Below are 23,386 nucleotides of genomic sequence, written 5' to 3'. Positions count from 1 at the left end.
ATGGAGATTGTAGATGTCAGAAAGTTTGAGTGAAATCAGAGCTTCAACAGTGAATGAGTTGCTAGACAAGGTTAGGCAGAACAATTACGGGAAGTATTTATTAAAAGCTAAAATTGGACGGATCCGCGGATTTTCTGGGGAAGATATTTCTTTTGAATTTCCGGTTACAGCTTTAGTCGGCCCTAATGGCAGTGGTAAATCTTCTGTCCTCGGTGTTGCGGGGTGTGCTTATAAAGAAATTAAACCTAGTGTTTTCTTCCCCAAAAGTGCAATTGGTGATGAAAGCATGGCAGGATGGAAGGTTGAGTACGAAATTATAGACAAAAGTGTAAATCCAAGACAAACAGTCCGTAGAACCAGTAGTTTTAGGAGCGCCAAATGGGCGAGGGATGAAGTTGTATCAAGGGATGTGTATTTCTTTGGTATCGAACGTACTGTTCCTGCTGGTGAAAAAACAAAATATAAAAAATTAACTCGATCCTCTTACCAACACACAGGGAGTTTATCCACCCTGAGTGCAGGAGTTGCTAAGCAGATTGAACATATCTTAGGAAAGGATGTTTCTGCATTTAATGTTACTGATATCGGTCATGATGAGAAGTTTTTTGTAGGCAACAATAATGGTAGCCGTTATTCAGAATTCCATTTCGGAGCAGGTGAATCATCAATTATACGAATGGTGTCAGAAATTGAGAATGCATCTGATAACAGTTTGGTACTCATTGAAGAAATTGAAAATGGACTGCATCCAGTAGCAACAAGACGAATGGTCGAGTATTTGATTGATGTCGCTAAACGTAAATCGATTCAAGCAGTGTTTACCACCCATAGTGACTATGCCCTGATGCCATTACCGCAAGAGGCTATATGGGCATGTATCGACGGTCGCCTCAGAAAAGGAAGGTTAACAGTTGAGTCATTGAGAGCTATATCAGGCAGGGTTGACAAAAAATTGGCAATTTTTGTTGAAGATGAGTTTGCTAAATGTTGGGTTGATACGATTCTGCGGGAAAGATTAAAAGGCGATTATGATCAGCTAGAAGTTCATGCTGTTGCTGGTGATGGTAATGCAGTGTCAATCCACAAGTCTCATACTGCGAATCCGTCAATTAAATTTAAATCACTTTGCATTATTGATGGTGATTCATCTCAGAAAAATAGTGATGAGGATGGTATTCTTAGATTGCCTGGGACTCAGCCAGAGCGTAGTGTGTTTGACAATATATTGGATAATATCGAGCCCATATTGGCAATACTAACGGTATCTTGTCAATTGCCGCCAGAATCACAAGAAAAAGTGAGGGCAGTAGTCGAATCTGTTTCCAGAACGAATAGAGATCCTCATCTTATTTTTAATCAAATTGGCATGGGGTTAGGTTTTGTATCTGAGATTATCATTCGTGGCGCGTTTTTAAGTCTTTGGACACGACAAAATGAAAGCTATTGTGATGATTTAGTGAGCAGGGTTAAAGCTCTTCTTAATTGATTAGAATAACGGAGGGTCTGGATTTTTTCTTCCAGATCTTCCCTTATAGTCGTTAAGCATTACTAAGTTGCATCAATTTGCATTCGTTTTTTATCTAAGATTTTATAAGTTAGCGCTAGTGCTGATGCGGTTCAGGACTACTCATGCACCTGCATTAAAAGCGACCCGTTAAGCGCGCAGGCGAGGCGGGGATAGCACTGCGCGCCAGAGGTGGTGACAGGATTTTTTTTACGCGTCTGTGCGCGTCGTGATGGCGCGCTGTTGAGTGCGGTCGGTTAAGGTGGTGGCGTGGTTGCGCCGCGTGTGCGGCGTCTGACTCGCTCTGAGGGGATGCCGCCCGGAGGCGGCATTCTGGCGGGGGTTACTCAGTTTCGATGTTGTAATCCTTAAAGCGGATCACTTCTAAACCGAGCCATTCATTGATTTCCTTGAAACGCTCCTGCAATGGCGTCAGCTCGTTACGCACAAATACCCGCGCCACCTTCTCGATATCGCCCATTGAGCCGATATTTTCGGGCTTGCCGCCCATAAGCTGGAATGGTACGCGGTGCGCATCGAGCAGGTCGGCGGCGCTCACCTTTTTGATGTTGAAAAAATCATCCTTCGTGGCGACTTCACTCAGCGGCACAATCTTGATGCCGTCCGGTTTACCGTTCGGGGCATAGAAAAACAGGTTTTTGAAATTCCCGAGCCCTTTCGAATCACGCATCGCGGAGCGCAACGCCTCGACGTCGGTGCTGCTCTGCGCCGCGTCGGTGACGTACATGATGTAACCCGCGTGCGCGCCGTTCTGGTAATACTTGCGACGAAACAGCGTGGCGGACTCATTCAGCCAGGCTGAATTAAGCGCGCTAAGGTATTCCGGCATCCCGTAGAGCTCCTGATTGATGTCGGGCTCAAGCAGATGACAGACTGAGCCGGGGGCGAACTGGTGCGGGTGCGTGAAGTCCGACACGTACCAGTAAACCCCATCCTCGACACCCCGGCGGGTGTATTTGGCCGGGGAGGTTTCAAGCTTCATGAGCTGACCGGTCACGCTCATGCGCTTCTCAAGATAGCCATTAGCAAATACCAGATAATCGAGCACAAGGCGGCTGAAATCCTGCCGTGAAAGCAAAGGATGCGGGATGTAGGTGCTCGTCAGGATGTTGCGCTTCACGTAAATCGGTGAGCTGTGATGCACGGCGGCGCGCAGGCTTTTCGCCAGCCCGGAGAAGTTGACCGGCGGCTCGTACCATTTGCCGTTATTGATGCACTCGACATAGTCGAGGATATCGCGGCGATCCAGAACGGGTGACGGCTCGCCAAAGGTGAACGCCTCCATTTTCTGCGGTGCGCTGGCGGTCATGTTGGTCTGTTTTGGCTGTTTCTTTTGGCGTTTTTTCATCTTAGTTGATATCCAGAATCGAGGTTGAATGCATACCGCTACCGGCGGAAAGTGGCTCGTTTAACAGGGCGTGCATGGTCGCCCATGCGATATCCGCGTGGCTGGCTTCCTCACTGCGGCTGGCTTCATAGGTGGCACTGCGACCGCTGCTGGTCATGGTTTTGCGGATGGCCATGAATGACTGCGTGATGTCGGTCGCACCGGCGTCATACTCCAGACACCCGCGTCGGATGGTGTCTTTCGCTTTCAGCACCATTGCGGTTTTCATTTCCGGCGTGTAACGGATGGCGCGCGCTGCCGGGAAGAATGAGCGTACGAGCTGGTAAACACCCTGGCCGATGCCGGTCGCATCGATGCCGATATAGTCGACCGTGTATTTCTCAGTCAGCGCACGGATGGCCTCGGCCTGCGCGGCAAAATCCATGCCTTTCCACTGGTGACGCTCAAGGATGCGGAACTTGCCACCGGCAACCAGCGGCGGAGCCAGCACCGCACAGCCTGCGCTGTCGCCGGTATGTGACGGGTCGTAGCCAATCCAGACCGGACGCCAGTTAAACGGACGGTCAGCGAATGGCTCGAAGTCCTCCCATTCTTCCATCGCATCGACCATGCAACGCTGGAGCTCCTCGAACGGGAATACCGACGCTTTATCGTCGACGAACTCGCACATAAACAGGTTACGGAAGTCATCCGCGCTGTTTTCCTGTCTGAGCTGGTCGAGGTTAAACAGGGTACAGCCCCCGGCGAGCGCGTCCTCAATGGTGACAATCTGCCGCCACTGGCCGTCCCCGCATAACATGCCCCCGGCAAGCGCCTGATGACTGATATCGATGTCGACACGTTCGTCGCGGTTACTGCGGCCACGGTTAAACAGCTCCCCTGACCAGAACGGATAAGCGCCGTGCGCCAGCGTCGACGGCGTCGAAAAATAGGTGGTGCGCAGGTGCGACTGTGAGGCCATACCGGAGGCGACTTTTCGCAGCTTCTGGAAATTGGGTATCCAGAAAATTTCATCGACGTACAGGTCGCCGTTGTGACTCTGCGCGGTGTTGGAGTTGGTCCCGAGGAATATCAGCTCTGCGCCGTTGTTGCCGATGACAATCGGGTCGCCTGACAGGTCGACGTCGACCAGACGCGCAAAGGCGATGATGTACTTACGGAAAACGTAAGCCTGCGTTTTACTGGCGGATAGAAAAATTTGGTTTTGCCCGGTCTTAAGGGCGCGCAGAAGCGCCTCACGCGCGAAGTAGAACGTTGCGCCAATCTGGCGCGATTTGAGGATGTGGCGGATGCGGTGCTCTAGCCCGGCTTTATGCCACCTGAGCTGATACTCAAACGACTGGTCAAAGAAAATCTCTTCCAGCTTTTCAATCGCTTCTTCACTGAAGAAATTACGTTTCGGCTTTTTGCGATCCCCTTTGTTGCGGCTGGCAATGTTGGGGTTTAAATCCACCTCGTTTCCGGTCTGGCCGTAGCGGTTCACGCGCGCGAGGCGCTCCATCTGGCGCGACAGAAAATCGGCGACCTTAAAGTCGTGCGGCGTCAGGTCGGGCTTGGCGTAAAGCTGGATGAGGCGCGCCTCTAACGTCGATTCAACGCGGTTAATCGGCGCGGTTTCCTCCCATCCATCACGCTGTTTCCAGCTCTGCACCGTGGGGCGTTTGAGTTGCAGCATGTCGCAGATTTGCGGCACGGCGAACCCCTGCCAGTACAACAGCCGCGCCTGTCGTCGTGGGTCATTGAGTAATGAAAGGTCAGTTGAAATGGTCATGCTTACCTCGTTTTGATGTTACGAGGCAAGGCTAAGGAAATGACCGTGCTTAATCGCTAAACCCCTGTTGTGTCAGGGATTGCACTTCCGCAACAGGTGGCTGATGAGGGTCTGAGTCGGGAAACTAACTCCGACCCGAAAACCCAACATCAGGACACCTGAACAATGGCAAAGAAAGTTTCTAAATGGTTTCGCATCGGCGTCGAGGGTGACACCTGCGATGGCCGCGTCATCAGCGCTGATGACATTCAGGAAATGGCCGACACGTTCGACCCGCGCGTCTACGGTTGCCGCATTAACCTCGAACATATCAAAAGCCTCATCCCTGACAGCCCCTTTAAGCGCTATGGCGATGTGACCGCGCTTAAAGCGGAGATTATCAGCGATGACTCTGCGCTCAATGGCAAAAAGGCGCTGTTTGCCAAAATTGCCCCGCTCGATGAGCTGGTCAGCATGGTACGTGCCGGGCAGAAGGTTTACACCTCAATGGAGATCCGCCCTAATTTCTCCAACAGCGGCAAATGCTATCTCATCGGGCTCGCCGTCACCGATGACCCGGCAAGCCTCGGCACCGAATACCTCGAATTCTGTAGCCGCGCCACACAAAACCCGCTCGCCGGTAAAAAAGACCAGCCGGGCGATCTCTTCTCTGTGGCCTCACTGGCTGAGCTGGAATTTGAGGACGTTCCCGACACCATGCTCAACAGCCTGACCGACAAGGTAAAGGCCATTTTCAGCCGTAAACAGGCCAGCGACGACGCACGTCTTGCAGATGTGCATGAGGCTGTGACGACCGTCACCGAGCTGGTGCAAACCAACCTCACCGCCACCGACCAGCGCGTCACCGAGCTTGAGACCGAACTGGCTCAGCTTAAGCAGGACGTGACCAGCAAGGCCGAAGAAAGCGCGCAGGCGTTTAACGACCTCAAAAACTCCCTCGATAACACCGAAAGCGAGCGCCAGCCGCGCCGCGAGCTTTCTCGTGGTGGTACGGGCGACGAGCTGCTGACCAACTGCTGATAACCCGCCGGGCGCGCTGCCCGGCCTGATACCTATTACCCGAACAGGAAAAACCATGCGTAAACAAACCCGCTTTAAATTCAATGCCTACCTGACCCGCGTCGCGGAGCTGAACGACATTTCCACCGATGACGTGGCGAAGAAATTCACCGTCGAGCCGTCAGTCACGCAAACCATGATGGACACCGTGCAGGAATCGTCCTCATTCCTGACCAAAATTAACATCGTGCCGGTCGACGAGCTGAAAGGCGAAAAGGTCGGTGTGGGCGTTAACGGCACAATCGCGAGTACCGCTGATACTGACGGCGATGGCGAGCGTGAAACCGCTGATTTTACTGCGCTGGAGTCCAACAAATACGAGTGCGCGCAGATTAACTTTGACTTCCATATCCGCTACAAACAGCTCGACCTGTGGGCGCGATTCCAGGACTTCCAGACCCGTATCCGTAACGCCATTATCAAGCGTCAGGCGCTCGATTTCATCATGGCCGGTTTCAACGGCATCGAGCGTGCCGCAAAATCTGACCGCAAAAAAAATCCGATGCTTCAGGATGTGGCCGTTGGCTGGTTGCAGAAGTACCGCAATGAAGCGCCAGCGCGCGTGATGTCAAAAATCACCGACGAGGACGGCGCGGTCATTTCCGATGTGATCCGCGTGGGTAAAAACGGCGACTATGCGAACCTCGACGCGCTGGTTATGGATGCCACCGGCAACCTGATTGATGAGATTTATCAGGATGACCCGGAGCTGGTTGTCATCACCGGTCGCAAGCTGATGGCGGATAAATACTTCCCTATCGTCAATAAAGACCAGGAAAACAGCGAGTCGCTGGCCGCTGACATCATCATCAGCCAGAAGCGAATCGGCAACCTGCCTGCCGTGCGCGTGCCTTACTTCCCGGCGAATGCCCTGATGGTGACGCGTCTCGATAACCTGTCTATCTACTTCATGGATGACGCGCATCGCCGCAGCATCATCGAAAACCCGAAGAAAGACCGCATCGAGAACTACGAGTCAATGAATACCGACTACGTGGTCGAGGCATACGCTGCCGGTTGCCTGATTGAAAATATCAAGCTCGGTGACTTCACCGCACCTGCTGCACCGGAAAGCGGAGAGTAAGCCATGACGAGTCCCGCAGCGCGTCACATGATGCGGGTCTCGGCCTCTGAAACAGCGCGGCGGGCTGCTGTCCCGCTGCGCAATGCAACTGCCTATGAGCAGATGCTCGTTAAGCTGGCCGCAGACAACCGCACGCTAAAACAAATCCGATCCAATGAGCGCAAGGCAGATAAAAAGCGTGAGCTGCTGCCGTTCTATCTGCCATGGGTGGCTGGCGTCCTCGCAAACGGCAAGGGCGCGCAGGATGACATCGTCATGACGGTCATGCTGTGGCGTCTCGATGCTGACGATATCGCCGGTGCGCTGGAAATTGCCCGTTACGCCATGACCTATGGCCTGACCATGCCGACCGGTCGACGTCCGACGCCTTACCTGCTGGCCGAAGAGGTGGCACTGGCCGCGCAGCGCCTGCTCGCTGCAAAACAGCCGGTCGAACTGGCGAACCTGCTCGACACTATTGCACTGACAGAACGCGCTGATATGCCCGATATCGTGCGCGCAAAGCTGCACAAAATCACCGGCTATGTCCTGCGTGATGCGAATCAACTGCCCGAGGCGCTGGCGCACCTGCAACGTGCGATCCAGTTAGAACGCACCATCGGTGTGAAAAAGGATATCGAGCAGTTAGAGCGCCAGCTCAGGCCAAAACCCGAGCCGGCACCGAAAACCAAAACGACTAAACCGCGCACGCGCAAACCTGCCGCTAAACCGGCGGCACGGCGCGGGCGACCACCAAAGGCGGCAAAAGCCGCAGGTTAACCGAGCGCTCCCCGAGCCGGGCGGCACGCCGGTCAAAGCGGGTATCAATTGCCCTGACTGCGACCGGCGTCCACCGCCCACCTATTACCCGAGGTTGTCATGACGACGCTGATTATTGAGCAAAACAAAGAGCCGCAGGATGTGCCGGGCGTGGTGATACCGCCGCCGGGCGTGAGCGAGCCGGTAATCAAAAACACCCCGTTTTTTCCTGATGTTGACCCGAAGCGCGTGCGTGAGGAAATGCGTTTAGAGCAGACCGTTTCCCCTGTGCGCCTGCGCCGGGCAATTAAGACCGCCATCGCAGAGACGAACGCGGAGCTGGGCGAATGGCGCGAGCGTCAGCTCGATGCCGGTTACGCCACGCTGGCTGATGTCCCGACCGACAGGCTCGATGGCGAAAGTGTGCGCGTATTCCATTACTTCAACGCCGTGTGTGCCATGACGACCGCCACGCTTTACGAGCGTTTTCGCGGCGTGGATGCGACAGCCAGAGGTGACAAAAAGGCCGACAGCATCGACAGCACTATCGATGAAATGTGGCGGGATATGCGCTGGTCTGTGGCGCGCATCCAGGACAAAGCGCGCTGCATTGTGGGGCAAATCTGATGAAAGCGTATGCGCTACAGGGCGACACCCTCGACGCGATTTGTGTGCGGTACTACGGGCGCACCGAGGGCGTGGTCGAAACCGTCTTAGAAGCGAATCCCGGTCTGTCTGAGCTCGGCGTCATCCTGCCGCACGGCACGGCAATTGAACTGCCCGACACCGACAGCGCGGCCAGAACCGAAACGGTGAATCTATGGGACTGAGTATGGAGAAAATCACCACGTTTATCGCCTACTGGCTGGCAGTCGCGCTGGCGTACCTCGGCGCAATGTCGCCCGAAAAGATGGCGCTTTACGTGGGCGGCGGATGCGCCATTTTTACCGCGCTGACGAATTACTGGTTTAAGCGCAAAACGTACCTCTATCTGACGTCACTCGGACTCGACAAGGGGGCTATTCGTGAAATCAATCGTTAAACGTTGCAGTGTGGCCGCAGTGCTGGCGCTGGCGGCGCTGATGCCTGACTTTCGTCTGCTTAACACCTCGCCCGAGGGGCTGGCGCTAATTGCCGACCTCGAAGGTTGTCGCCTGACGCCTTACCAGTGCAGCGCGGGAGTGTGGACGTCAGGCATCGGCCACACTGCCGGGGTCGTCCCGAAAGGGGAAATCACAGAACGTCAGGCGGCGGCGAACCTCGTCGCGGATGTGATGAACGTCGAGAAGCGTCTCGCAGTCTGCGTGCCGGTAGAAATGCCGCAGAACATTTACGACGCGCTGGTCAGCTTCTCATTCAACGTGGGAACCGGCGCGGCCTGCCGGTCGACGCTGGTCTCGTATATAAAGCGACACCAATGGTGGCAGGCGTGCGACCAGCTCACCCGCTGGGTTTATGTGAATGGCTCAATCAATAAAGGGCTGGAAAATCGCCGCGCGCGTGAGCGTGCTTATTGTCTGAAAGGAGTTTCGCAATGAAAAAATACTTACGCTCACTGATTTTAGATGCCCTGCTGGCTGTATTCCTGCTATGGGGGCTGGCTTCGCCGCAAAGTGCAGCACTTAATTTTGTTGCAGCGTGGGCGCTGTTTGGCTGTGTTGTCTGTATTACGGCGAGCCTCGCCGGTGTGGCTGTTTTTGACCACTGGCTACGAAATGCGGGGAAAGGTATTCCGGTAAAACCCGGGATTATGAAAATCTTCCGCGCTGTTTTCTGTAACAAGCCCTCAAAGGCGCGTCGCGCATGGTCTCTTATTAATTTTGTCGTGACCATTGGGTGTCTGCTCGGTGCTGGCTGGATCTTTACCGCGCTGCTTTACCTGATTTGCGTCCTGACCTTTACGGGGGTGCGCACCTCATACCGTCAGCGTATTGAGGAGGCGGGGCTGTGTCCAGATTCATTGTGATGTTGATTGCCTCAAGTCTGGCGCTGGCGGCTGTGCTCTGGTTAAGGCATGAGAACGGTAATCTACGGCGCTCTTTTGACCGGGCAAATAAGGTCGCGACCGAACAGAAAAACGTGATCGGGATGCTGAAAAATCAGCTTTCCGTTTCGCAGGGAATCGCCAGGCGAAATGAAACCGCGCAGGTCAGTTTACGTGGTGAACTGATTGCTGCCGGTGCGATGGCCGTGCGCCGGGAAGAAACCATTACGAGACTGATGAATGAAAATGAAACGTTACGCCGCTGGTACAGCGCTGAGCTGCCTGATGTTGTGCGCAGGCTGCACACCCGCGCCGGTTGCGCCTCCGCCGGTCATTGTTTACAGCGCCTGCCCGAAAGTGAGCTATTGCCCGATGCCGGGAAGCGACCCGGCCACTAATGGCGACCTGAGTGCAGATATCCGCAGGCTTGAGCACGCGCTCGCCGCCTGCGCGTTACAGATTGAAACCGTCAAAGCCTGTCAGGATAAACTCGATGAAGAAAGCAATCAGCCTGCGAAAAGCGCTAACTGACGCCGTCCCGCAGCTTAAAACCAACCCCGAGATGATGCGCATTTTTGCCGACGAGGGGAATATCGATGCACGGCTCGCGGCCTCCCTGTCCCACGAGAAAATTTACACCCTGAATGTGATCGTGTGCGATTTTGTGGGCGACCCTGATTTGATTTTCGTGCCGGTGGCCGCGTGGCTCAGGGAAAACCAGCCGGATATCTGCACGCTCGATGAGGGGCATAAAAAGGGCTACCGCTTCCAGATGGATTTAAACGACGGTGATACGGTTGATATCAGCATTAGCCTCCAGCTCACCGAGCGCACCATCATCAGGGAGGAAAACGGCGCGCTGCATGTGAGCTATGCCCCGGAGCCGCCACCGCCTGAACCCGTCACGCGTCCAAAAGAGCTCTATATCAACGGCGAACTGGTGAGCAAGTGGGATGAGTGACTTTAAACCCTTTGATAACAAGCTCGCCGGGCTGCTTGCCGCCCTGTCACCCGCAGGGCGCCGGAAGCTTGCCGGTGAGATTGCGAAGCAACTCAGAACGGCGCAACAGCAACGTATTAAACAGCAAAAAGCCCCGGATGGCTCACCGTATCAGGCGCGAAAGCGCCAGCCACTGAGAACCAAACAAGGTCGAATTAAACGGGCGATGTTTCAAAAACTGCGCACTAACCGGTACATGAAAGCCAGTGGCCGTGAAAACGGTGCTGTGGTGGAATTTACCGGAAAAGTGCAGCGTATCGCGCGTGTCCATCAGTACGGCCTCAAAGACCGGCCAAACGCGCACGCTCAGGATGTTCAGTATGCAGAGCGCCAGTTACTCGGATTTAGTCAGGGCGATGAAGAGAACATTAAAGCTGTTATTATAAGTTTTTTAAATAACCAGTGATTAATATGGATTACCTTTAACAATAAAGGTAATCCACACATTAACTAGTTCTAACTCAATTTTATTGATTCAAGGATTTTGGCGGCCTCTTCTTTCTGAATGGCGCTTTCTTTAGTAAATTTAGTAAGAAACGGAAGTTTGTCATATTGCAGGTCTGATACCATACCCAAGGTCACTACATCCAATTTATAATGACCGGGTGTGCTTCTGGTCTGATAAACGTAGATATGATGTTTTTCATTTTGGGTAGCCTTAAGATGATAGCAAGCGGAGAGGACTTTCTCTCTATCGTCACTTGATGTTCGTGAACCAAAAATCACACCCTTGATGTGTTTGGCGTCAATTTTTATACTACGTAATGGTGCTGCAAGTTCGCGATTGACAGGCAGTCGTACCCTAAGTTCTTTCTCGTACTTCCAGTCTGAATACTTCACTCTGCCAATATCTTCTTCACCATAGGCTTTCAGACATGAGAGCAAATGTTCTGGATAGCAAGCTTCCCGTTCAAGGTCGCTATAGAAAAATTTAGAAATAATCTTTCCGAACCCATTAGCGCGGACCGGTCTAGATTTATATATTACATCGAAAATGGGGGTGCTGCATTCTGTTGATAGATACATCGAAATACAATGTTCGCTGGTTTTTTTATATGATGTAAAAATCGGTAATGACTCCAACTTATTGATAGTGTTTTATGTTCAGATAATGCCCGATGACTTTGTCATGCAGCTCCACCGATTTTGAGAACGACAGCGACTTCCGTCCCAGCCGTGCCAGGTGCTGCCTCAGATTCAGGTTATGCCGCTCAATTCGCTGCGTATATCGCTTGCTGATTACGTGCAGCTTTCCCTTCAGGCGGGATTCATACAGCGGCCAGCCATCCGTCATCCATATCACCACGTCAAAGGGTGACAGCAGGCTCATAAGACGCCCCAGCGTCGCCATAGTGCGTTCACCGAATACGTGCGCAACAACCGTCTTCCGGAGCCTGTCATACGCGTAAAACAGCCAGCGCTGGCGCGATTTAGCCCCGACGTATCCCCACTGTTCGTCCATTTCCGCGCAGACGATGACGTCACTGCCCGGCTGTATGCGCGAGGTTACCGACTGCGGCCTGAGTTTTTTAAATGGCGGAAAATCGTGTTGAGGCCAACGCCCATAATGCGGGCGGTTGCCCGGCATCCAACGCCATTCATGGCCATATCAATGATTTTCTGGTGCGTACCGGGTTGAGAAGCGGTGTAAGTGAACTGCAGTTGCCATGTTTTACGGCAGTGAGAGCAGAGATAGCGCTGATGTCCGGCAGTGCTTTTGCCGTTACGCACCACCCCGTCAGTAGCTGAACAGGAGGGACAGCTGATAGAAACAGAAGCCACTGGAGCACCTCAAAAACACCATCATACACTAAATCAGTAAGTTGGCAGCATCACCTAAAAATCCTTAGATTGCTTTTTAATGTAATGTTCCCATCTATTGTTTCATAAATTATCGCAAAACCTTTTTCAGCATTTCCGTAATGACCCCACATAGTGAGGTTTGTGGCGCTTTTTGAAAAGGATGTCAGGTAATTATTGTCGTTTAATTGCACCTCAAAATCATGATTTAGATATGCACTTAATGCCTGCATTGCTTTACGCGCATCCTTAAAATCAAGTTCGTTGATCGTTAGTCTGGCGAATGCATCTGAAAAATCATTAATCAGAGATTGATGGTCGAGGGTTCTTGTTTTTTTACCATTAAGTAAAGACCGCAAAATTTTATCCTTGAATGCAAGGAGCGATATAGCAAGCGGGGAATTATGTTCTAAATTGAGTTTTAAACACACTTGGACAATTAAATAATAAACAAACCTTTCCCAAACTTCTTTGTTAGCATTAAAGATAAATTGTGGTTTACATTCATGGATGTCATTTAATTCGTTAGGAGAAGCAAAAAAGACCTCCCCATTGCGAAGCATTGATATGCTGAGATTATCAATCGATGAGTATTTATAAAAAAGCATTCTCATTTCCTTATTAACATCAAGATGTTCATTAAATCGAAAAAATTGGGGTGTTTCAAATGTTAATCAATTATGCACGCATTCTGTATGTTTAATCGGTAAGCAGTCTGTCTGTTGTATCAGAGGCTACAAAACCCGCCTTAATTGCCGCTGGCCTTACCGGGCGGCATCCTTCCCGTATGAATAATTTAAATTCTCTACAGGAAATCGCACGCGCGATCCGCAACCTCATCCGCACCGGCATCGTGACCGACGTCGAACTCGACGAGGGGCTGTGTCGTGTCCAGACCGGCGGCATGCAAACCACCTGGCTTAACTGGCTCACCTGTCGCGCCGGTCGCTCTCGCGTGTGGTGGGCTCCGTCCGTTGGCGAGCAGGTGTTATTGCTGGCCATCGGCGGTGAGCTCGATACGGCCTTTGTGCTGCCCGGCATTTTCTCAGATCACAATCCCGCGCCATCAGCCTCACCTGATGCGTTACATGTGGCATTTCCCGATGGCGCTGTCATTGAGTACGAACCCGAAAGCGGCGCGCTCACCGTGTCAGGTATCAAAACCGCCAACGTCACCGCGTCGGATTCCATTACGGCCACCGTGCCGGTGGTACTGGTGAAAGCCTCGACCTGCATCACGCTCGATACGCCCGAGGTGGTTTGTACCAACAAACTGACGACCGGCACGCTCGAAGTGCAGAAAGGCGGGACGATGTCCGGGAACATCGAGCACACCGGAGGGTCACTGTCGTCTAATGGCAAAGTGCTGCACCTTCATAAACACCCGGGCGATAGTGGCGGAACAACGGGGGCACCGATATGACATTGCGTTATCTCGGAATGAACAGCCAGACCGGCCTCAGTATCTCTGAGGTTGAGCATATCAGGCAAAGCGTGCGCGACATTCTCGTCACACCGGTTGGCTCGCGCGTCATGCGCCGTGAATACGGCTCGCTTCTGTCGGCACTGATTGACCAGCCGCAGACACCGGCACTGCGATTGCAAATTATGGCCGCGTGCTATTCCGCGATCCAGAAGTGGGAGCCGCGCGTTAGTCTGACAACCATCACCTTTGAGCGGTCGGAGACCGACGGCGGGCTGTATGTCGATATCACCGGCACGCGATCGGCTAACGGCCAGCCCTTTTCCCTCACCATTCCACTGAGTTAAACGCTATGGCAATTGTTGACCTTAACCAGCTCGCCGCGCCTGATGTCGTGGAAGTGCTGGACTATGAGACCATCCTCGCGGAGCGCAAGGCGACGCTCGTCTCGTTATACCCGGAGGAACAACAGGAGGCAGTGGCGCGCACGCTGACGCTCGAATCAGAGCCGATTGTTAAGCTGCTGGAAGAAAACGCCTACCGGGAAGTTATCTGGCGACAGCGCGTCAACGAGGCCGCGCGTGCGGTCATGCTGGCTTACGCTGCCGGAAGCGATCTCGACCAGATTGGGGCTAACTCCAATGTCCCGCGACTCGTCATCACCCCGCCAGACGACACGACATTTCCGCCCACGCCAGCGGTCATGGAGTCTGACACCGACTACCGTCTGCGCATTCAGCAAGCACCTGAGGGGCTGAGTACTGCCGGGTCAACCGGCGCATATCAGTTTCATGGTCGCAGTGCCGACGGGCGTGTCGCGGATATTTCCGTCATCAGTCCCGAGCCTGCGTGTGTGACCGTGTCTGTGCTGTCGCGTGAAAATAACGGCGTAGCCTCTGACGAGCTGCTCGCCATCGTGCGCGATGCGCTGAACGACGAGGACGTCAGGCCGGTGGCCGACCGCGTGACCGTGCAGTCAGCGAAAATCGTCGACTACAAAATCACCGCGTCGCTTTACCTTTATCCCGGTCCCGAAAGTGAGCCGGTGCTCAGTGCGGCAAAAGCAAAGTTACAGGCGTATATCACCGCGCAGCACCGGCTCGGGCGTGACATCCGTAAATCGGCCATCTATGCGGCACTCCACGTCGAGGGCGTGCAGCGTGTCGAGCTGGCCGCGCCGGTGGCCGACATTGTGCTCGATGACACGCAGGCGTCATGGTGCAGCGAGTACAGCGTCACCATAGGGGGCAATGATGAATGACACCCGACTGTTGCCGGTGGGCTCCTCGCCGCTTGAGGTGGCGGCGGCGCGCGCCTGCGCTGAAATCGAAAATACCCCCGTCCCCCTGCGCCGACTCTGGAGCCCGGACGACTGCCCGGCAAACCTCCTGCCGTGGCTGGCGTGGGCGTTTTCGGTTGACCGCTGGGATGAGAACTGGCCGGAGGCCACCAAACGGGATGTGATCCGCAGCGCCTGGTATATCCACGCACACAAAGGAACGATTGGGGCAGTGCGCCGCGTGGTGGAGCCGCTCGGCTACCTGATAAACGTATCTGAGTGGTGGCAGACAAACGACCCGCCCGGCACGTTTCGCCTCGATATCGGTGTGTTAGAGACCGGCATCACGGAAGAAATGTATTACGAAATGGAGCGACTTATTGCCGATGCAAAGCCAGCCAGCCGCCATCTTATCGGCCTCAATATTATTCAGGACATTCCCGGCTATCTGTACACCGGCGCCCTGAGCTATGACGGCGACATCATCACGGTTTATCCCGGATAAGTGAGAGCACAATGACAGTGAAATATAAAACGGTCATCACCAAAGCCGGTGCCGAAAAACTCGCGGCGGCGACCGTCCCGAACGGGAAAAAGGTGAATTTTACGGCGATGGCCGTCGGTGACGGCGGCGGTACGCTGCCGGTGCCTGATCCGAACCAGACAAAGCTGGTCAAAGAGGTCTGGCGTCACGCGTTGAACAAAATCAGCCAGGACAAGAAAAATATAAATTATGTCGTGGCGGAGCTGCTCATCCCGCCTGAGACCGGCGGTTTCTGGATGCGCGAGCTCGGCCTCTATGACGACACCGGCACGCTGATTGCGGTCGGTAATATGGCCGAAAGCTACAAGCCAGCACTGGCGGAGGGCTCAGGCCGTGCGCAGACCGTACGTATGGTTATCATGGTGAGCGACATTGAGTCAGTCGAGCTGACCATTGACACCTCAACGGTGATGGCAACGCAGGACTATGTCGACGACAAGCTCGCTGAGCATGAGAAATCCCGCCGCCATCCTGACGCCACGCTCACCGCTAAGGGGTTCACTCAGTTAAGCAGTGCGACCGACAGCGCGTCTGAGAGCGTAGCAGCGACGCCTAAAGCGGTTAAGGCAGCATATGACCTTGCGAAAGGGAAATATACGGCTCAGGACGCGACCACGGCGCAAAAGGGTATCGTCCAGCTCAGTAGCGCAACCGACAGTACATCTGAGAGCGTCGCAGCGACGCCGAAAGCGGTTAAAGCGGCCTATGACGTTGCGAAAGGAAAATATACGGCTCAGGACGCCACCACGGCGCAAAAGGGTATCGTCCAGCTCAGCAGCGCAACCGACAGCACGTCTGAGGCGCTGGCGGCAACGCCGAAAGCCGTTAAGGCCGCGAATGACAACGCTAACGGGCGTGTACCGTCAGGGCGTAAGGTAAACGGAAGGGCGCTGTCTTCCGATATCAGCATTACGGCACAGGATATTTTCAACGGGCAGGCCGTGGCAATTGGCAACGCCGCCGACCTGAACGCCTACACCACGGCGGGACTGTATTACCAGCCAGCAAACGCGCAGGCTCAAACCGGCAGGAACTATCCAGAGGCAAACGCCGGTTCGCTGGAAGTCTATAAGCATGCCGGTATCACTCAGATTTACCGGATTTATAACAGCTCCCGCTCGTACATTCGCACGCTTTACAGCGGGACGTGGTCTGCCTGGGTTAAACAGTATGATGCGGCCAATAAACCCTCCCCGGCTGATATTAATGCCGTGAATAAGGGCGGCGATACAATGACCGGGGGGCTTAAGATTCGCACTGCTGATGCGTTGCACATTTACGATGCGGCATACGGAATGATTTTTCGCCGTTCAGAAAATAATTTTTACCTAATTCCGACAGCAAAAGACCAGGGAGAAAATGGCGGCATAAGTTCACTGCGTCCATTTTATGCAGATCTAACTAATGGCAGAGTGACGCTGGGTAATGGTGCAGTCGTTAACGGCGGTCTTGGGCTGGGTGTAGTCAGCGGCCTTGGGGGGAACTCTATTGCTCTGGGGGATAATGACACCGGTTTCAAACAGAACGGAGATGGTGTGCTGGATGTTTATGCCAACAGCAAACAGGTAATGCGATTCCTGAACAGTGGCATAACGAGTTATATGCTCTTCAACATGAATGCAGGCGCATCAGTAAGCAGTACTCTCACCTTTAAAAACGGTAGCGGTATCACTTCAGAGAAAACTGGTGCCAACCCCCGAAACGGCCGAATTTACTGGGGCGGTGATGCGAGTCGCGGCAACAGGATAGAGTTTGCAGATGATGCCGGCTGGAAAGCTTACATTGAACGTCATCCCTCAAACGGTGTTCAGTTGGTCGTAAATGGGCGAATCAATGGAAGTATTGTGTATTCCAGCGGTGAAGTACAGGCAGGCGGAGGCAAAGCCCGCTTTACTGCTGACGGCAATATCTATGGTTCGAAATGGGGAAACCAGTGGCTTGATGCATACCTGAGGAACACCTATCAGCCAAAGGGCAATTACACCCCGGCGGGTCAGGCTTATACCAAAGCGGAGTCGGAAGCGCGTTACGGGGTTGGTAAAACGACGACAGGCAATAACAGCGCTTACTACACGCACGGCAACGGTGCTGTGTTTATGCAGTCTGTGAGAAATATCTCGGTCGGCAACAATGCCACTGTAACCGTGACACTGCCTACGTCGTTCCCTAACGGGATACTCGGTATCGGTTCGAGTTATTACGGTGCAGGGGGTAATAACTCCGCATCCTTTTATCTCTGTTCGCCTGTCGGTAAAAATCAGGTGAAAATTGAAACCCATAACTGCAATGGAACATTTTATTTAAACGTAACGGGTTACTGATATGCAGAAATATTTCAGCAATACAGATAAAAGCTTTTACCTTGAGGAAACTGTCAAAACCTATGAAGAGCAGGGTATTCCCGTTCCGTCAGACCTGATGACAATAACCGATGCTGAATATGAAGCCTTCATGGTTTCACCTGACCGGAAAGCGCCTCAGTACAATGTTGAATCAGAATGCATGGAATGGGTCGACATCGAACCGCCTACACGCGAGGAAGCTATCGAAAAAGCTGAGTCATTAAAGGCGCAGCTCTTGTCTGTTGCAGCTCAGGCAATAGCACCATTGCAGGATGCGGTCGATTTGTCGATGGCGACAGATGAGGAAATGGCGAGCCTGTCGGCATGGAAGAAATACCGGGTTTTACTTAATCGGGTTGATACCAGTGAGCCTGACGAAATTGAATGGCCTGAATCGCCGTTAACAGAGTAATAAAAAACCCGCGTTAAGCGGGTTTAATCATAGGGGCATTCTTCATAGTCTTTTTCTGTTTCATCACCGTCAAACAGTCTGAGCCAGCAAAAGCCAAAGAGCCACCATGCAGCCAGACCACCAACAATCCAGAGTAAAATCGTCATTATCGCTTCCTCGTTAATGGCGAAACGATAGCGACAATACCCATTCATTGATAATGGTTATCAGCGATCAATTAACCGTGATTGATCGCTGATAACGATCAATAACCATTCCCGCACACCACAACCGGTCGCTGTACGTTGTGCTGTCACTCCCCCAACGGCCTTTCGTTTCTCACACCTCACACACAACAGAAAATAGTTGCACCCCTTAACCACGGAGTTAAACGGATGAGCGACTATCATCACGGCGTCGAGGTCATCGAGATTAACGATGGCACGCGCACCATTTCCACCGTTTCGACGGCCATCATCGGCATGGTCTGCACCGCCAGCGATGCTGACGATTCAACATTCCCGCTAAATGAGCCGGTGCTGATTACCAGCGTGCAGAACGCTATCGGTAAAGCCGGTAAGCTCGGCACCCTGTCAAAATCCCTGCAAGCCATTGCCGACCAGTGCAAGCCGGTCGTTGTGGTTGTGCGCGTTGCCGAAGGTATTGAAGACCCGGACGACCCGGAAGCAGCGCAGAAAGAGACCATTTCCAACATCATCGGCACGACCGACGAAAACGGCAAATACACCGGGCTTAAAGCGCTGTTGACCGCCAAAACCGTCACCGGCGTCAAGCCGCGCATTCTCGGCGTGCCTGGGCTGGATTCACTGGAAGTGGCGACCGCGCTCGCGGCGACCTGTCAGAGCCTGCGCGCGTTTGGCTATATCAGCGCGTGGGGCTGCAAGACCATTTCCGAAGCCATCACCTACCGTGAGAATTTCAGCCAGCGCGAGCTGATGGTCATTCACCCTGATTTTCTGGCGTGGGACACCACGGCGAATCAGACCGATATTGCATGGGCGACCGCCCGCGCGCTCGGCCTGCGCGCCAAAATCGACCAGGAGACGGGCTGGCACAAAACGCTGTCTAACGTCGGCGTGAATGGCGTCACCGGCGTCAGTGCCTCGGTCTCGTGGGACTTACAGGAGAAGGCCACCGACGCGAACCTGTTGAATCAGGCCGGTGTCACGACGTTGATCCGTAATGATGGCTTTAAATTTTGGGGCAACCGTACCTGCTCCGACGATCCGTTATTCCTCTTTGAAAACTACACCCGCACGGCGCAGGTGCTGGCCGACACGATGGCGGAGGCGCACGCCTGGGCGATTGATAAACCCGTCACCGCAACGCTTATCCGCGACATTGTCGCCGGTATCAATGCGAAATTCCGCGAGCTGAAAAACAACGGCTATATCGTTGACGGCTCCTGCTGGTACGACCCGGAGTCAAACAGTGTGGAAACGCTCAAGGCGGGGAAACTGTATATCGATTACGACTACACCCCCGTCCCGCCGCTGGAAAACCTGACCCTGCGCCAGCGCATCACTGATACCTATCTGGCGAACCTGTCAGAGTCGGTCAACAGCTAAGGAGCTCTGAGCATGGCATTACCACGCAAACTGAAATACCTGAACATGTTCAACGATGGCCTGAGCTACATGGGCGTTGTTGAATCCGTCACCCTGCCAAAGCTGACCCGTAAGCTTGAGAAATACCGCGGCGGCGGGATGCCGGGCTCGGTGTCGATTGACCTCGGTCTCGATGACGATGCGCTGTCGTGCGAGTGGACGCTCGGCGGTCTGCCTGACGTCGAGCTGTGGGCGCAGTACGCCTCACCGGGCGCGGACAGCGTACCGTTGCGCTTTAGCGGCTCATACCAGCGCGATGACACCGGCGCGATTTCTGCCGTTGAGGTGGTCATGCGTGGCCGTCACAAAGAGTACGACGGCGGCGAAAACAAACAGGGCGAAAGCGGCACGACCAAAATCTCGACCGAGTGCGCGTACTACCAGCTCACGATTGACGGCAGGGAGGTCATCGAGATTGACGTCATCAACATGGTGCTGAAAGTCGACGGCGTTGACCGTCTGGCAGAACATCGCAAGGCCATTGGCCTGTAACCCCCTTAACCGGTCAGCCAGGCTGGCCGGTCACTTAACTTTGACGAGAGCAACATCATGGAAAACAACATCGAAACCGGCGTTACAGAAATTGAAGTCACCGAAACCAAAAAGCCACACGTCGTGACCCTCGATAACCCCCTCATGCGCGGTGAGCAAAAAATCGGAGAGGTGACCATTTCAAAACCTAACGCGGGAACCCTGCGCGGGGTGTCGCTGGCCTCGCTGGCAAACTCTGACGTAGACGCGCTGATTAAGGTGCTGCCGCGTATGACCTACCCGGCACTCACCGAGCATGAAATTGCCCGTCTGGATGCCTCAGACCTGATGCAGTTCGCCGCTGAGGTGATTAGTTTTTTGTCGCCATCTTCGGCTCGCTGACGTTCCCCGCAAAACTTTCGGTCGATGACCTGATGGCGGATATCGCGGTGATTTTTCACTGGCCGCCATCAGAGCTGTATTCCCTTAGCGTGACCGAGCTCCTCACATGGCGCGACAAGGCGCTACAGCGAAGCGGAAACCACTATGAGCAATAACGTCAGAATCGAGGTGCTGCTTAACGCAGTAGACCGGGCAAGCCGACCGCTAAAAGCTATCCAGAACGCCAGCAAATCCCTCGCTGGCGATATCCGCAACTCACAGACGACCCTGCGCGACCTTAACGCGCAGGCGTCCAGAATTGATGGATTCAGGAAAGCGAGCGCACAGCTTGCCGTGACCGGTCAGTCGCTTAACAAAGCGAAACAGGAGGCCGCAGCGCTGGCCGTCCAGTTTAAAAACACGGAAAACCCCACCAAAGCGCAGGCGCGTGCGATGGAGGCGGCAAAAAAATCCGCTGCTGACCTGCAACTCAAATATAACGGGCTCAGGCAGTCGGTACAGCGCCAGCGCACCGAGCTTGCTCAGGCCGGGATTAATACCCGAACGCTGTCGGCTGACGAGCGTCGCCTTAAAACCAGCATCAGCGAGACGACCGCCCAGCTTAACCGGCAACGTGAGGCGCTGGCGCGGGTCAGCCAGCAACAGGCAAAGCTGAGCCGGGTTAAAGAGCGGTATCAGACCGGTAAATCCCTCGCGGGGAGTGCGGCGGCGGCTGGTGCTGCCGGTGTCGGAATTGCCACGGCTGGCACAATGGCCGGTGTAAAACTGCTGATGCCAGGCTATTCGTTTGCACAGAAAAACTCTGAGCTGCAAGCCGTGCTCGGGGTCGACAAACAGTCGCCCGAAATGGAGGCGTTACGCAAGCAGGCCAGACAGCTCGGAGACAATACCGCCGCATCTGCGGACGACGCAGCGAGTGCACAAATCATCATCGCCAAAAGTGGCGGGGATGCTGATGCCATTCAGGCGGCGACGCCGGTCACGCTGAATATGGCGCTGTCGAATCAGCGCTCAATGGAGGAAAACGCCGCCCTGCTGACAGGGATGAAATCTGCGTTTCAGCTTTCCAACGACCAGATCGCGCACATTGGCGACGTGCTGTCGATGACGATGAACAAAACCGCCGCCGACTTTGACGGGCTGAGTGATGCGCTGACCTATGCCGCGCCGGTGGCTAAAAATGCCGGGGTCAGTATCGAGCAAACCGCCGCGATGGTCGGTGCGTTGCACGATGCCAAAATTACCGGCTCGATGGCGGGTACGGGGAGCCGTGCAATCCTGAGCCGCCTACAGGCTCCGACCGGTAAAGCCTTTGAGGCCATCAAAGAGCTCGGTGTCAAAACCTCAAACGCCAGAGGAAACACGCGCCCGATATTTTCCATCCTGAAGGAAATGCAGCGCAGTTTTGAGAAAAACAATCTCGGTACCAGCCAGCGCGGCGAGTACATGAAAACCATCTTTGGTGAAGAGGCAAGCTCGGCGGCGGCGGTGCTGATGACCGCAGCGTCGACCGGCAAGCTCGACAAACTCACCGCAGCGTTTAAAGCCTCGGACGGTAAAACCGAGGAGCTGGTCAAAATCATGCAGGACAATCTCGGCGGCGACTTTAAAGAGTTTCAGTCTGCTTATGAGGCCGTGGGAACTGACCTGTTTGACCAGCAAAACGACGCTCTGCGCAAACTGACGCAGATGGCCACGCGATATGTTTTGAAACTCGATGGCTGGATCACCCGCAATAAATCACTGGCGACCACTATCGGTGTTGTAGCCGGTGGCGCACTGGCGCTGATTGGTGTGATTGGCGGGATTGGCCTGATTGCGTGGCCGGTGGTGATGGGGATTAACGCCATTATCGCCGCCGCAGGTCTGCTGGGAACGGTCTTTACCGTTGCCGGTGGCGCAATAGTGACTGCTGTCGGTGCAATCAGTCTGCCGGTGGTCGCGGTCGCCGGTGCGGTGGTGGCCGGGGCGCTCCTGATTCGTAAATACTGGGAGCCCATCAGCGCATTCTTTTCGGGCGTGGTGGAGGGGCTTAAAGCAGCATTTGCGCCGGTGGCGGAAATCTTCTCGCCGCTGACGCCGGTGTTTGATTCCATCATCGAGAAATTGCGCGGGGTCTGGCAGTGGTTCACTGACCTGATAGCACCGGTCAAGGCAACGCAGGAAACGCTGGACCGCTGCAAAAATGTCGGCGTGGCGTTTGGCAAGGCGCTGGCCGATGCGTTAACGGCTCCCTTGAACGTCTTTAACAGCCTGAGCGGCAAAGTCGGCTGGCTACTTGAAAAGCTCGGGGTTATCAAAAAAGAGTCGGACGGCCTCGACCAGACTGCCGCTAAAGCCAGTGCCGCAGCTGGTGCGCAAAACGTGTCTTATATTCCGCAGACGTCCGTTTATGGCGGTTATCAGATGTACCAGCCAGTGACGGCGCCTGCTGGCCGGTCCTATGTCGACCAGAGCAAGCGTGAATACAACATTAATCTGTCGGGTGGCGTTGCGCCGGGAACTGACCTCGACCGGCAGCTCCGGGAAGCAGTCGAAAAACTCGACCGGGAAGAAAGAGCACGCCAGCGCTCAAGTATGCGCCATGACGGATGAGG

At 54.1% G+C, this 23,386-nt stretch carries 30 protein-coding genes; 24 read left to right on the top strand and 6 right to left on the bottom strand.

Going from position 1 to position 23,386, the window contains the following annotated elements:
• The first annotated feature begins 13 nt into the window (after nucleotides 1–13).
• The gene (locus L463_RS02330) at nucleotides 14–1,486 is read left to right on the top strand and encodes an ATP-dependent nuclease (protein ID WP_032673302.1); all 1,473 of its coding nucleotides are present in this window, start codon (nucleotides 14–16) and stop codon (nucleotides 1,484–1,486) included.
• A gap of 361 nt (nucleotides 1,487–1,847) precedes the next feature.
• On the opposite strand, the gene L463_RS02335 is transcribed toward L463_RS02330, so the two are convergent.
• On the bottom strand, nucleotides 1,848–2,873 hold the full coding sequence (locus L463_RS02335) for a phage portal protein (protein WP_032618971.1): 1,026 nt from the start codon (nucleotides 2,871–2,873) through the stop codon (nucleotides 1,848–1,850).
• A gap of 1 nt (nucleotide 2,874) precedes the next feature.
• On the bottom strand, nucleotides 2,875–4,644 hold the full coding sequence (locus tag L463_RS02340) for a terminase ATPase subunit family protein (protein ID WP_023323600.1): 1,770 nt from the start codon (nucleotides 4,642–4,644) through the stop codon (nucleotides 2,875–2,877).
• Nucleotides 4,645–4,809: 165 nt separating this feature from the next.
• Here L463_RS02340 and L463_RS02345 point away from each other — a divergent pair, with 165 nt between their 5' ends.
• From L463_RS02345 to L463_RS02395, 12 genes are all read left to right on the top strand, one after another.
• Nucleotides 4,810–5,664 carry a GPO family capsid scaffolding protein gene (locus L463_RS02345; protein WP_032673301.1) on the top strand — a complete coding sequence of 285 codons (855 nt, stop codon included), beginning with the start codon at nucleotides 4,810–4,812 and terminating at the stop codon, nucleotides 5,662–5,664.
• 55 nt (nucleotides 5,665–5,719) lie between these two features.
• Nucleotides 5,720–6,787, top strand: a complete 1,068-nt coding sequence (locus L463_RS02350; RefSeq protein WP_017382976.1) for a phage major capsid protein, P2 family — start codon at nucleotides 5,720–5,722, stop codon at nucleotides 6,785–6,787.
• A 3-nt stretch (nucleotides 6,788–6,790) separates the two neighbouring features.
• Nucleotides 6,791–7,546 carry a phage terminase small subunit gene (locus L463_RS02355; RefSeq protein ID WP_023323597.1) on the top strand — a complete coding sequence of 252 codons (756 nt, stop codon included), beginning with the start codon at nucleotides 6,791–6,793 and terminating at the stop codon, nucleotides 7,544–7,546.
• Nucleotides 7,547–7,645: 99 nt separating this feature from the next.
• Nucleotides 7,646–8,152, top strand: a complete 507-nt coding sequence (locus L463_RS02360) for a head completion/stabilization protein (protein WP_032609900.1) — start codon at nucleotides 7,646–7,648, stop codon at nucleotides 8,150–8,152.
• A complete protein-coding gene (locus L463_RS02365; protein WP_032673300.1) occupies nucleotides 8,152–8,355 on the top strand; it encodes a tail protein X in 204 nt (67 codons plus the stop codon). The genes L463_RS02360 and L463_RS02365 overlap by 1 nt, the downstream gene beginning before the upstream one ends.
• Nucleotides 8,346–8,567: a phage holin family protein gene (locus L463_RS02370; protein WP_017382980.1), complete on the top strand. Its 222-nt coding sequence runs from the start codon at nucleotides 8,346–8,348 to the stop codon at nucleotides 8,565–8,567. Before L463_RS02365 ends, L463_RS02370 begins: the two co-directional genes overlap by 10 nt.
• Nucleotides 8,551–9,063: a lysozyme gene (locus L463_RS02375; protein ID WP_032673299.1), complete on the top strand. Its 513-nt coding sequence runs from the start codon at nucleotides 8,551–8,553 to the stop codon at nucleotides 9,061–9,063. The genes L463_RS02370 and L463_RS02375 overlap by 17 nt, the downstream gene beginning before the upstream one ends.
• Entirely contained in the window at nucleotides 9,060–9,491 is a 432-nt protein-coding gene (locus tag L463_RS02380; RefSeq protein WP_032673298.1) for a DNZ54_00345 family protein, read from the top strand. Before L463_RS02375 ends, L463_RS02380 begins: the two co-directional genes overlap by 4 nt.
• Nucleotides 9,491–9,907 carry an Rz-like lysis system protein LysB gene (lysB, locus tag L463_RS24650; RefSeq protein WP_032673297.1) on the top strand — a complete coding sequence of 139 codons (417 nt, stop codon included), beginning with the start codon at nucleotides 9,491–9,493 and terminating at the stop codon, nucleotides 9,905–9,907. Before L463_RS02380 ends, lysB begins: the two co-directional genes overlap by 1 nt.
• Nucleotides 9,795–10,040 carry an Rz1-like lysis system protein LysC gene (gene lysC / locus L463_RS24515; protein WP_072163360.1) on the top strand — a complete coding sequence of 82 codons (246 nt, stop codon included), beginning with the start codon at nucleotides 9,795–9,797 and terminating at the stop codon, nucleotides 10,038–10,040. The genes lysB and lysC overlap by 113 nt, the downstream gene beginning before the upstream one ends.
• Complete coding sequence (locus tag L463_RS02390) at nucleotides 10,003–10,470, top strand: phage tail protein (protein WP_032673296.1); 468 nt, start codon at nucleotides 10,003–10,005, stop codon at nucleotides 10,468–10,470. Before lysC ends, L463_RS02390 begins: the two co-directional genes overlap by 38 nt.
• On the top strand, nucleotides 10,463–10,915 hold the full coding sequence (locus L463_RS02395) for a phage virion morphogenesis protein (protein WP_032673294.1): 453 nt from the start codon (nucleotides 10,463–10,465) through the stop codon (nucleotides 10,913–10,915). Before L463_RS02390 ends, L463_RS02395 begins: the two co-directional genes overlap by 8 nt.
• Nucleotides 10,916–10,965: 50 nt before the next feature.
• Here L463_RS02395 and L463_RS02400 read toward each other — a convergent pair whose 3' ends face one another.
• The 3 genes from L463_RS02400 to L463_RS02405 form a co-directional block, all read right to left on the bottom strand.
• Nucleotides 10,966–11,535 (bottom strand): hypothetical protein, encoded by a 570-nt coding sequence (locus tag L463_RS02400; protein ID WP_032673293.1) that lies wholly within the window; start codon nucleotides 11,533–11,535, stop codon nucleotides 10,966–10,968.
• Between the two features lie 58 nt (nucleotides 11,536–11,593).
• A protein-coding gene (locus L463_RS0122990) for an IS1-like element IS1B family transposase (RefSeq protein ID WP_095033700.1) occupies nucleotides 11,594–12,291 on the bottom strand; the annotation gives its coding sequence in 2 pieces (ribosomal slippage) (nucleotides 11,594–12,042 and nucleotides 12,042–12,291; 699 coding nt in all).
• A gap of 50 nt (nucleotides 12,292–12,341) precedes the next feature.
• Complete coding sequence (locus L463_RS02405) at nucleotides 12,342–12,917, bottom strand: hypothetical protein (RefSeq protein ID WP_032673292.1); 576 nt, start codon at nucleotides 12,915–12,917, stop codon at nucleotides 12,342–12,344.
• A gap of 179 nt (nucleotides 12,918–13,096) precedes the next feature.
• Between L463_RS02405 and L463_RS02410 the strand changes: the two genes are divergently transcribed.
• The 6 genes from L463_RS02410 to L463_RS02435 are packed head-to-tail and all read left to right on the top strand — an operon-like array spanning nucleotide 13,097 to nucleotide 18,309.
• Nucleotides 13,097–13,732 (top strand): phage baseplate assembly protein V, encoded by a 636-nt coding sequence (locus tag L463_RS02410; RefSeq protein ID WP_032673290.1) that lies wholly within the window; start codon nucleotides 13,097–13,099, stop codon nucleotides 13,730–13,732.
• On the top strand, nucleotides 13,729–14,079 hold the full coding sequence (locus tag L463_RS02415; protein ID WP_032673289.1) for a GPW/gp25 family protein: 351 nt from the start codon (nucleotides 13,729–13,731) through the stop codon (nucleotides 14,077–14,079). The genes L463_RS02410 and L463_RS02415 overlap by 4 nt, the downstream gene beginning before the upstream one ends.
• Nucleotides 14,080–14,084: 5 nt before the next feature.
• On the top strand, nucleotides 14,085–14,993 hold the full coding sequence (locus tag L463_RS02420) for a baseplate assembly protein (RefSeq protein WP_032618987.1): 909 nt from the start codon (nucleotides 14,085–14,087) through the stop codon (nucleotides 14,991–14,993).
• Nucleotides 14,986–15,516: a phage tail protein I gene (locus L463_RS02425; RefSeq protein ID WP_026080583.1), complete on the top strand. Its 531-nt coding sequence runs from the start codon at nucleotides 14,986–14,988 to the stop codon at nucleotides 15,514–15,516. Before L463_RS02420 ends, L463_RS02425 begins: the two co-directional genes overlap by 8 nt.
• A gap of 11 nt (nucleotides 15,517–15,527) precedes the next feature.
• Nucleotides 15,528–17,876, top strand: coding sequence for a phage tail-collar fiber domain-containing protein (locus L463_RS02430; RefSeq protein ID WP_032673288.1), 2,349 nt, complete (start codon nucleotides 15,528–15,530; stop codon nucleotides 17,874–17,876).
• Nucleotide 17,877: 1 nt separating this feature from the next.
• Nucleotides 17,878–18,309: a tail fiber assembly protein gene (locus L463_RS02435; protein ID WP_032673287.1), complete on the top strand. Its 432-nt coding sequence runs from the start codon at nucleotides 17,878–17,880 to the stop codon at nucleotides 18,307–18,309.
• Between the two features lie 23 nt (nucleotides 18,310–18,332).
• Here L463_RS02435 and L463_RS24645 read toward each other — a convergent pair whose 3' ends face one another.
• A complete protein-coding gene (locus L463_RS24645; RefSeq protein ID WP_255344325.1) occupies nucleotides 18,333–18,455 on the bottom strand; it encodes a hypothetical protein in 123 nt (40 codons plus the stop codon).
• 228 nt (nucleotides 18,456–18,683) lie between these two features.
• Between L463_RS24645 and L463_RS02440 the strand changes: the two genes are divergently transcribed.
• Genes L463_RS02440 through L463_RS02455 form a run of 5 tightly spaced genes read left to right on the top strand, consistent with a single transcriptional unit; the run spans nucleotide 18,684 to nucleotide 23,384 of the window.
• Nucleotides 18,684–19,877, top strand: a complete 1,194-nt coding sequence (locus L463_RS02440) for a phage tail sheath protein (RefSeq protein WP_032673286.1) — start codon at nucleotides 18,684–18,686, stop codon at nucleotides 19,875–19,877.
• Between the two features lie 12 nt (nucleotides 19,878–19,889).
• Nucleotides 19,890–20,408 carry a phage major tail tube protein gene (locus L463_RS02445; RefSeq protein WP_032673285.1) on the top strand — a complete coding sequence of 173 codons (519 nt, stop codon included), beginning with the start codon at nucleotides 19,890–19,892 and terminating at the stop codon, nucleotides 20,406–20,408.
• 57 nt (nucleotides 20,409–20,465) lie between these two features.
• Nucleotides 20,466–20,789: a phage tail assembly protein gene (locus L463_RS02450; RefSeq protein WP_032673284.1), complete on the top strand. Its 324-nt coding sequence runs from the start codon at nucleotides 20,466–20,468 to the stop codon at nucleotides 20,787–20,789.
• Nucleotides 20,790–20,821: 32 nt separating this feature from the next.
• Nucleotides 20,822–20,944 carry a GpE family phage tail protein gene (locus L463_RS0122985; protein WP_017382998.1) on the top strand — a complete coding sequence of 41 codons (123 nt, stop codon included), beginning with the start codon at nucleotides 20,822–20,824 and terminating at the stop codon, nucleotides 20,942–20,944.
• Nucleotides 20,934–23,384: a phage tail tape measure protein gene (locus L463_RS02455; protein ID WP_032673282.1), complete on the top strand. Its 2,451-nt coding sequence runs from the start codon at nucleotides 20,934–20,936 to the stop codon at nucleotides 23,382–23,384. Before L463_RS0122985 ends, L463_RS02455 begins: the two co-directional genes overlap by 11 nt.
• Nucleotides 23,385–23,386: the final 2 nt, after the last annotated feature.

Source organism: Enterobacter sp. BIDMC 27 (assembly GCF_000534415.1).
Classification (GTDB): Bacteria; Pseudomonadota; Gammaproteobacteria; order Enterobacterales; family Enterobacteriaceae; genus Enterobacter; species Enterobacter hormaechei_C.
The sequence above is the reverse complement of the archived record's forward strand: the minus strand, read 5'-3'. Positions and strand labels throughout refer to the sequence as shown.

Bases quoted from the DNA above. Each gene is read 5' to 3' on its own strand.
- L463_RS02330 (WP_032673302.1), top strand. From the start codon at position 14: ATGTCAGAAAGTTTGAGTGAAATCAGAGCTTCAACAGTGAATGAGTTG.
- L463_RS02335 (WP_032618971.1), bottom strand. From the start codon at position 2,873: ATGAAAAAACGCCAAAAGAAACAGCCAAAACAGACCAACATGACCGCC.
- L463_RS02340 (WP_023323600.1), bottom strand. From the start codon at position 4,644: ATGACCATTTCAACTGACCTTTCATTACTCAATGACCCACGACGACAG.
- L463_RS02345 (WP_032673301.1), top strand. From the start codon at position 4,810: ATGGCAAAGAAAGTTTCTAAATGGTTTCGCATCGGCGTCGAGGGTGAC.
- L463_RS02350 (WP_017382976.1), top strand. From the start codon at position 5,720: ATGCGTAAACAAACCCGCTTTAAATTCAATGCCTACCTGACCCGCGTC.
- L463_RS02355 (WP_023323597.1), top strand. From the start codon at position 6,791: ATGACGAGTCCCGCAGCGCGTCACATGATGCGGGTCTCGGCCTCTGAA.
- L463_RS02360 (WP_032609900.1), top strand. From the start codon at position 7,646: ATGACGACGCTGATTATTGAGCAAAACAAAGAGCCGCAGGATGTGCCG.
- L463_RS02365 (WP_032673300.1), top strand. From the start codon at position 8,152: ATGAAAGCGTATGCGCTACAGGGCGACACCCTCGACGCGATTTGTGTG.
- L463_RS02370 (WP_017382980.1), top strand. From the start codon at position 8,346: ATGGGACTGAGTATGGAGAAAATCACCACGTTTATCGCCTACTGGCTG.
- L463_RS02380 (WP_032673298.1), top strand. From the start codon at position 9,060: ATGAAAAAATACTTACGCTCACTGATTTTAGATGCCCTGCTGGCTGTA.
- lysB (WP_032673297.1), top strand. From the start codon at position 9,491: ATGTTGATTGCCTCAAGTCTGGCGCTGGCGGCTGTGCTCTGGTTAAGG.
- lysC (WP_072163360.1), top strand. From the start codon at position 9,795: ATGTTGTGCGCAGGCTGCACACCCGCGCCGGTTGCGCCTCCGCCGGTC.
- L463_RS02390 (WP_032673296.1), top strand. From the start codon at position 10,003: ATGAAGAAAGCAATCAGCCTGCGAAAAGCGCTAACTGACGCCGTCCCG.
- L463_RS02395 (WP_032673294.1), top strand. From the start codon at position 10,463: ATGAGTGACTTTAAACCCTTTGATAACAAGCTCGCCGGGCTGCTTGCC.
- L463_RS02400 (WP_032673293.1), bottom strand. From the start codon at position 11,535: ATGTATCTATCAACAGAATGCAGCACCCCCATTTTCGATGTAATATAT.
- L463_RS02405 (WP_032673292.1), bottom strand. From the start codon at position 12,917: ATGCTTTTTTATAAATACTCATCGATTGATAATCTCAGCATATCAATG.
- L463_RS02410 (WP_032673290.1), top strand. From the start codon at position 13,097: ATGAATAATTTAAATTCTCTACAGGAAATCGCACGCGCGATCCGCAAC.
- L463_RS02415 (WP_032673289.1), top strand. From the start codon at position 13,729: ATGACATTGCGTTATCTCGGAATGAACAGCCAGACCGGCCTCAGTATC.
- L463_RS02420 (WP_032618987.1), top strand. From the start codon at position 14,085: ATGGCAATTGTTGACCTTAACCAGCTCGCCGCGCCTGATGTCGTGGAA.
- L463_RS02425 (WP_026080583.1), top strand. From the start codon at position 14,986: ATGAATGACACCCGACTGTTGCCGGTGGGCTCCTCGCCGCTTGAGGTG.
- L463_RS02430 (WP_032673288.1), top strand. From the start codon at position 15,528: ATGACAGTGAAATATAAAACGGTCATCACCAAAGCCGGTGCCGAAAAA.
- L463_RS02435 (WP_032673287.1), top strand. From the start codon at position 17,878: ATGCAGAAATATTTCAGCAATACAGATAAAAGCTTTTACCTTGAGGAA.
- L463_RS24645 (WP_255344325.1), bottom strand. From the start codon at position 18,455: ATGACGATTTTACTCTGGATTGTTGGTGGTCTGGCTGCATGGTGGCTC.
- L463_RS02440 (WP_032673286.1), top strand. From the start codon at position 18,684: ATGAGCGACTATCATCACGGCGTCGAGGTCATCGAGATTAACGATGGC.
- L463_RS02445 (WP_032673285.1), top strand. From the start codon at position 19,890: ATGGCATTACCACGCAAACTGAAATACCTGAACATGTTCAACGATGGC.
- L463_RS02450 (WP_032673284.1), top strand. From the start codon at position 20,466: ATGGAAAACAACATCGAAACCGGCGTTACAGAAATTGAAGTCACCGAA.
- L463_RS0122985 (WP_017382998.1), top strand. From the start codon at position 20,822: ATGGCGGATATCGCGGTGATTTTTCACTGGCCGCCATCAGAGCTGTAT.
- L463_RS02455 (WP_032673282.1), top strand. From the start codon at position 20,934: ATGAGCAATAACGTCAGAATCGAGGTGCTGCTTAACGCAGTAGACCGG.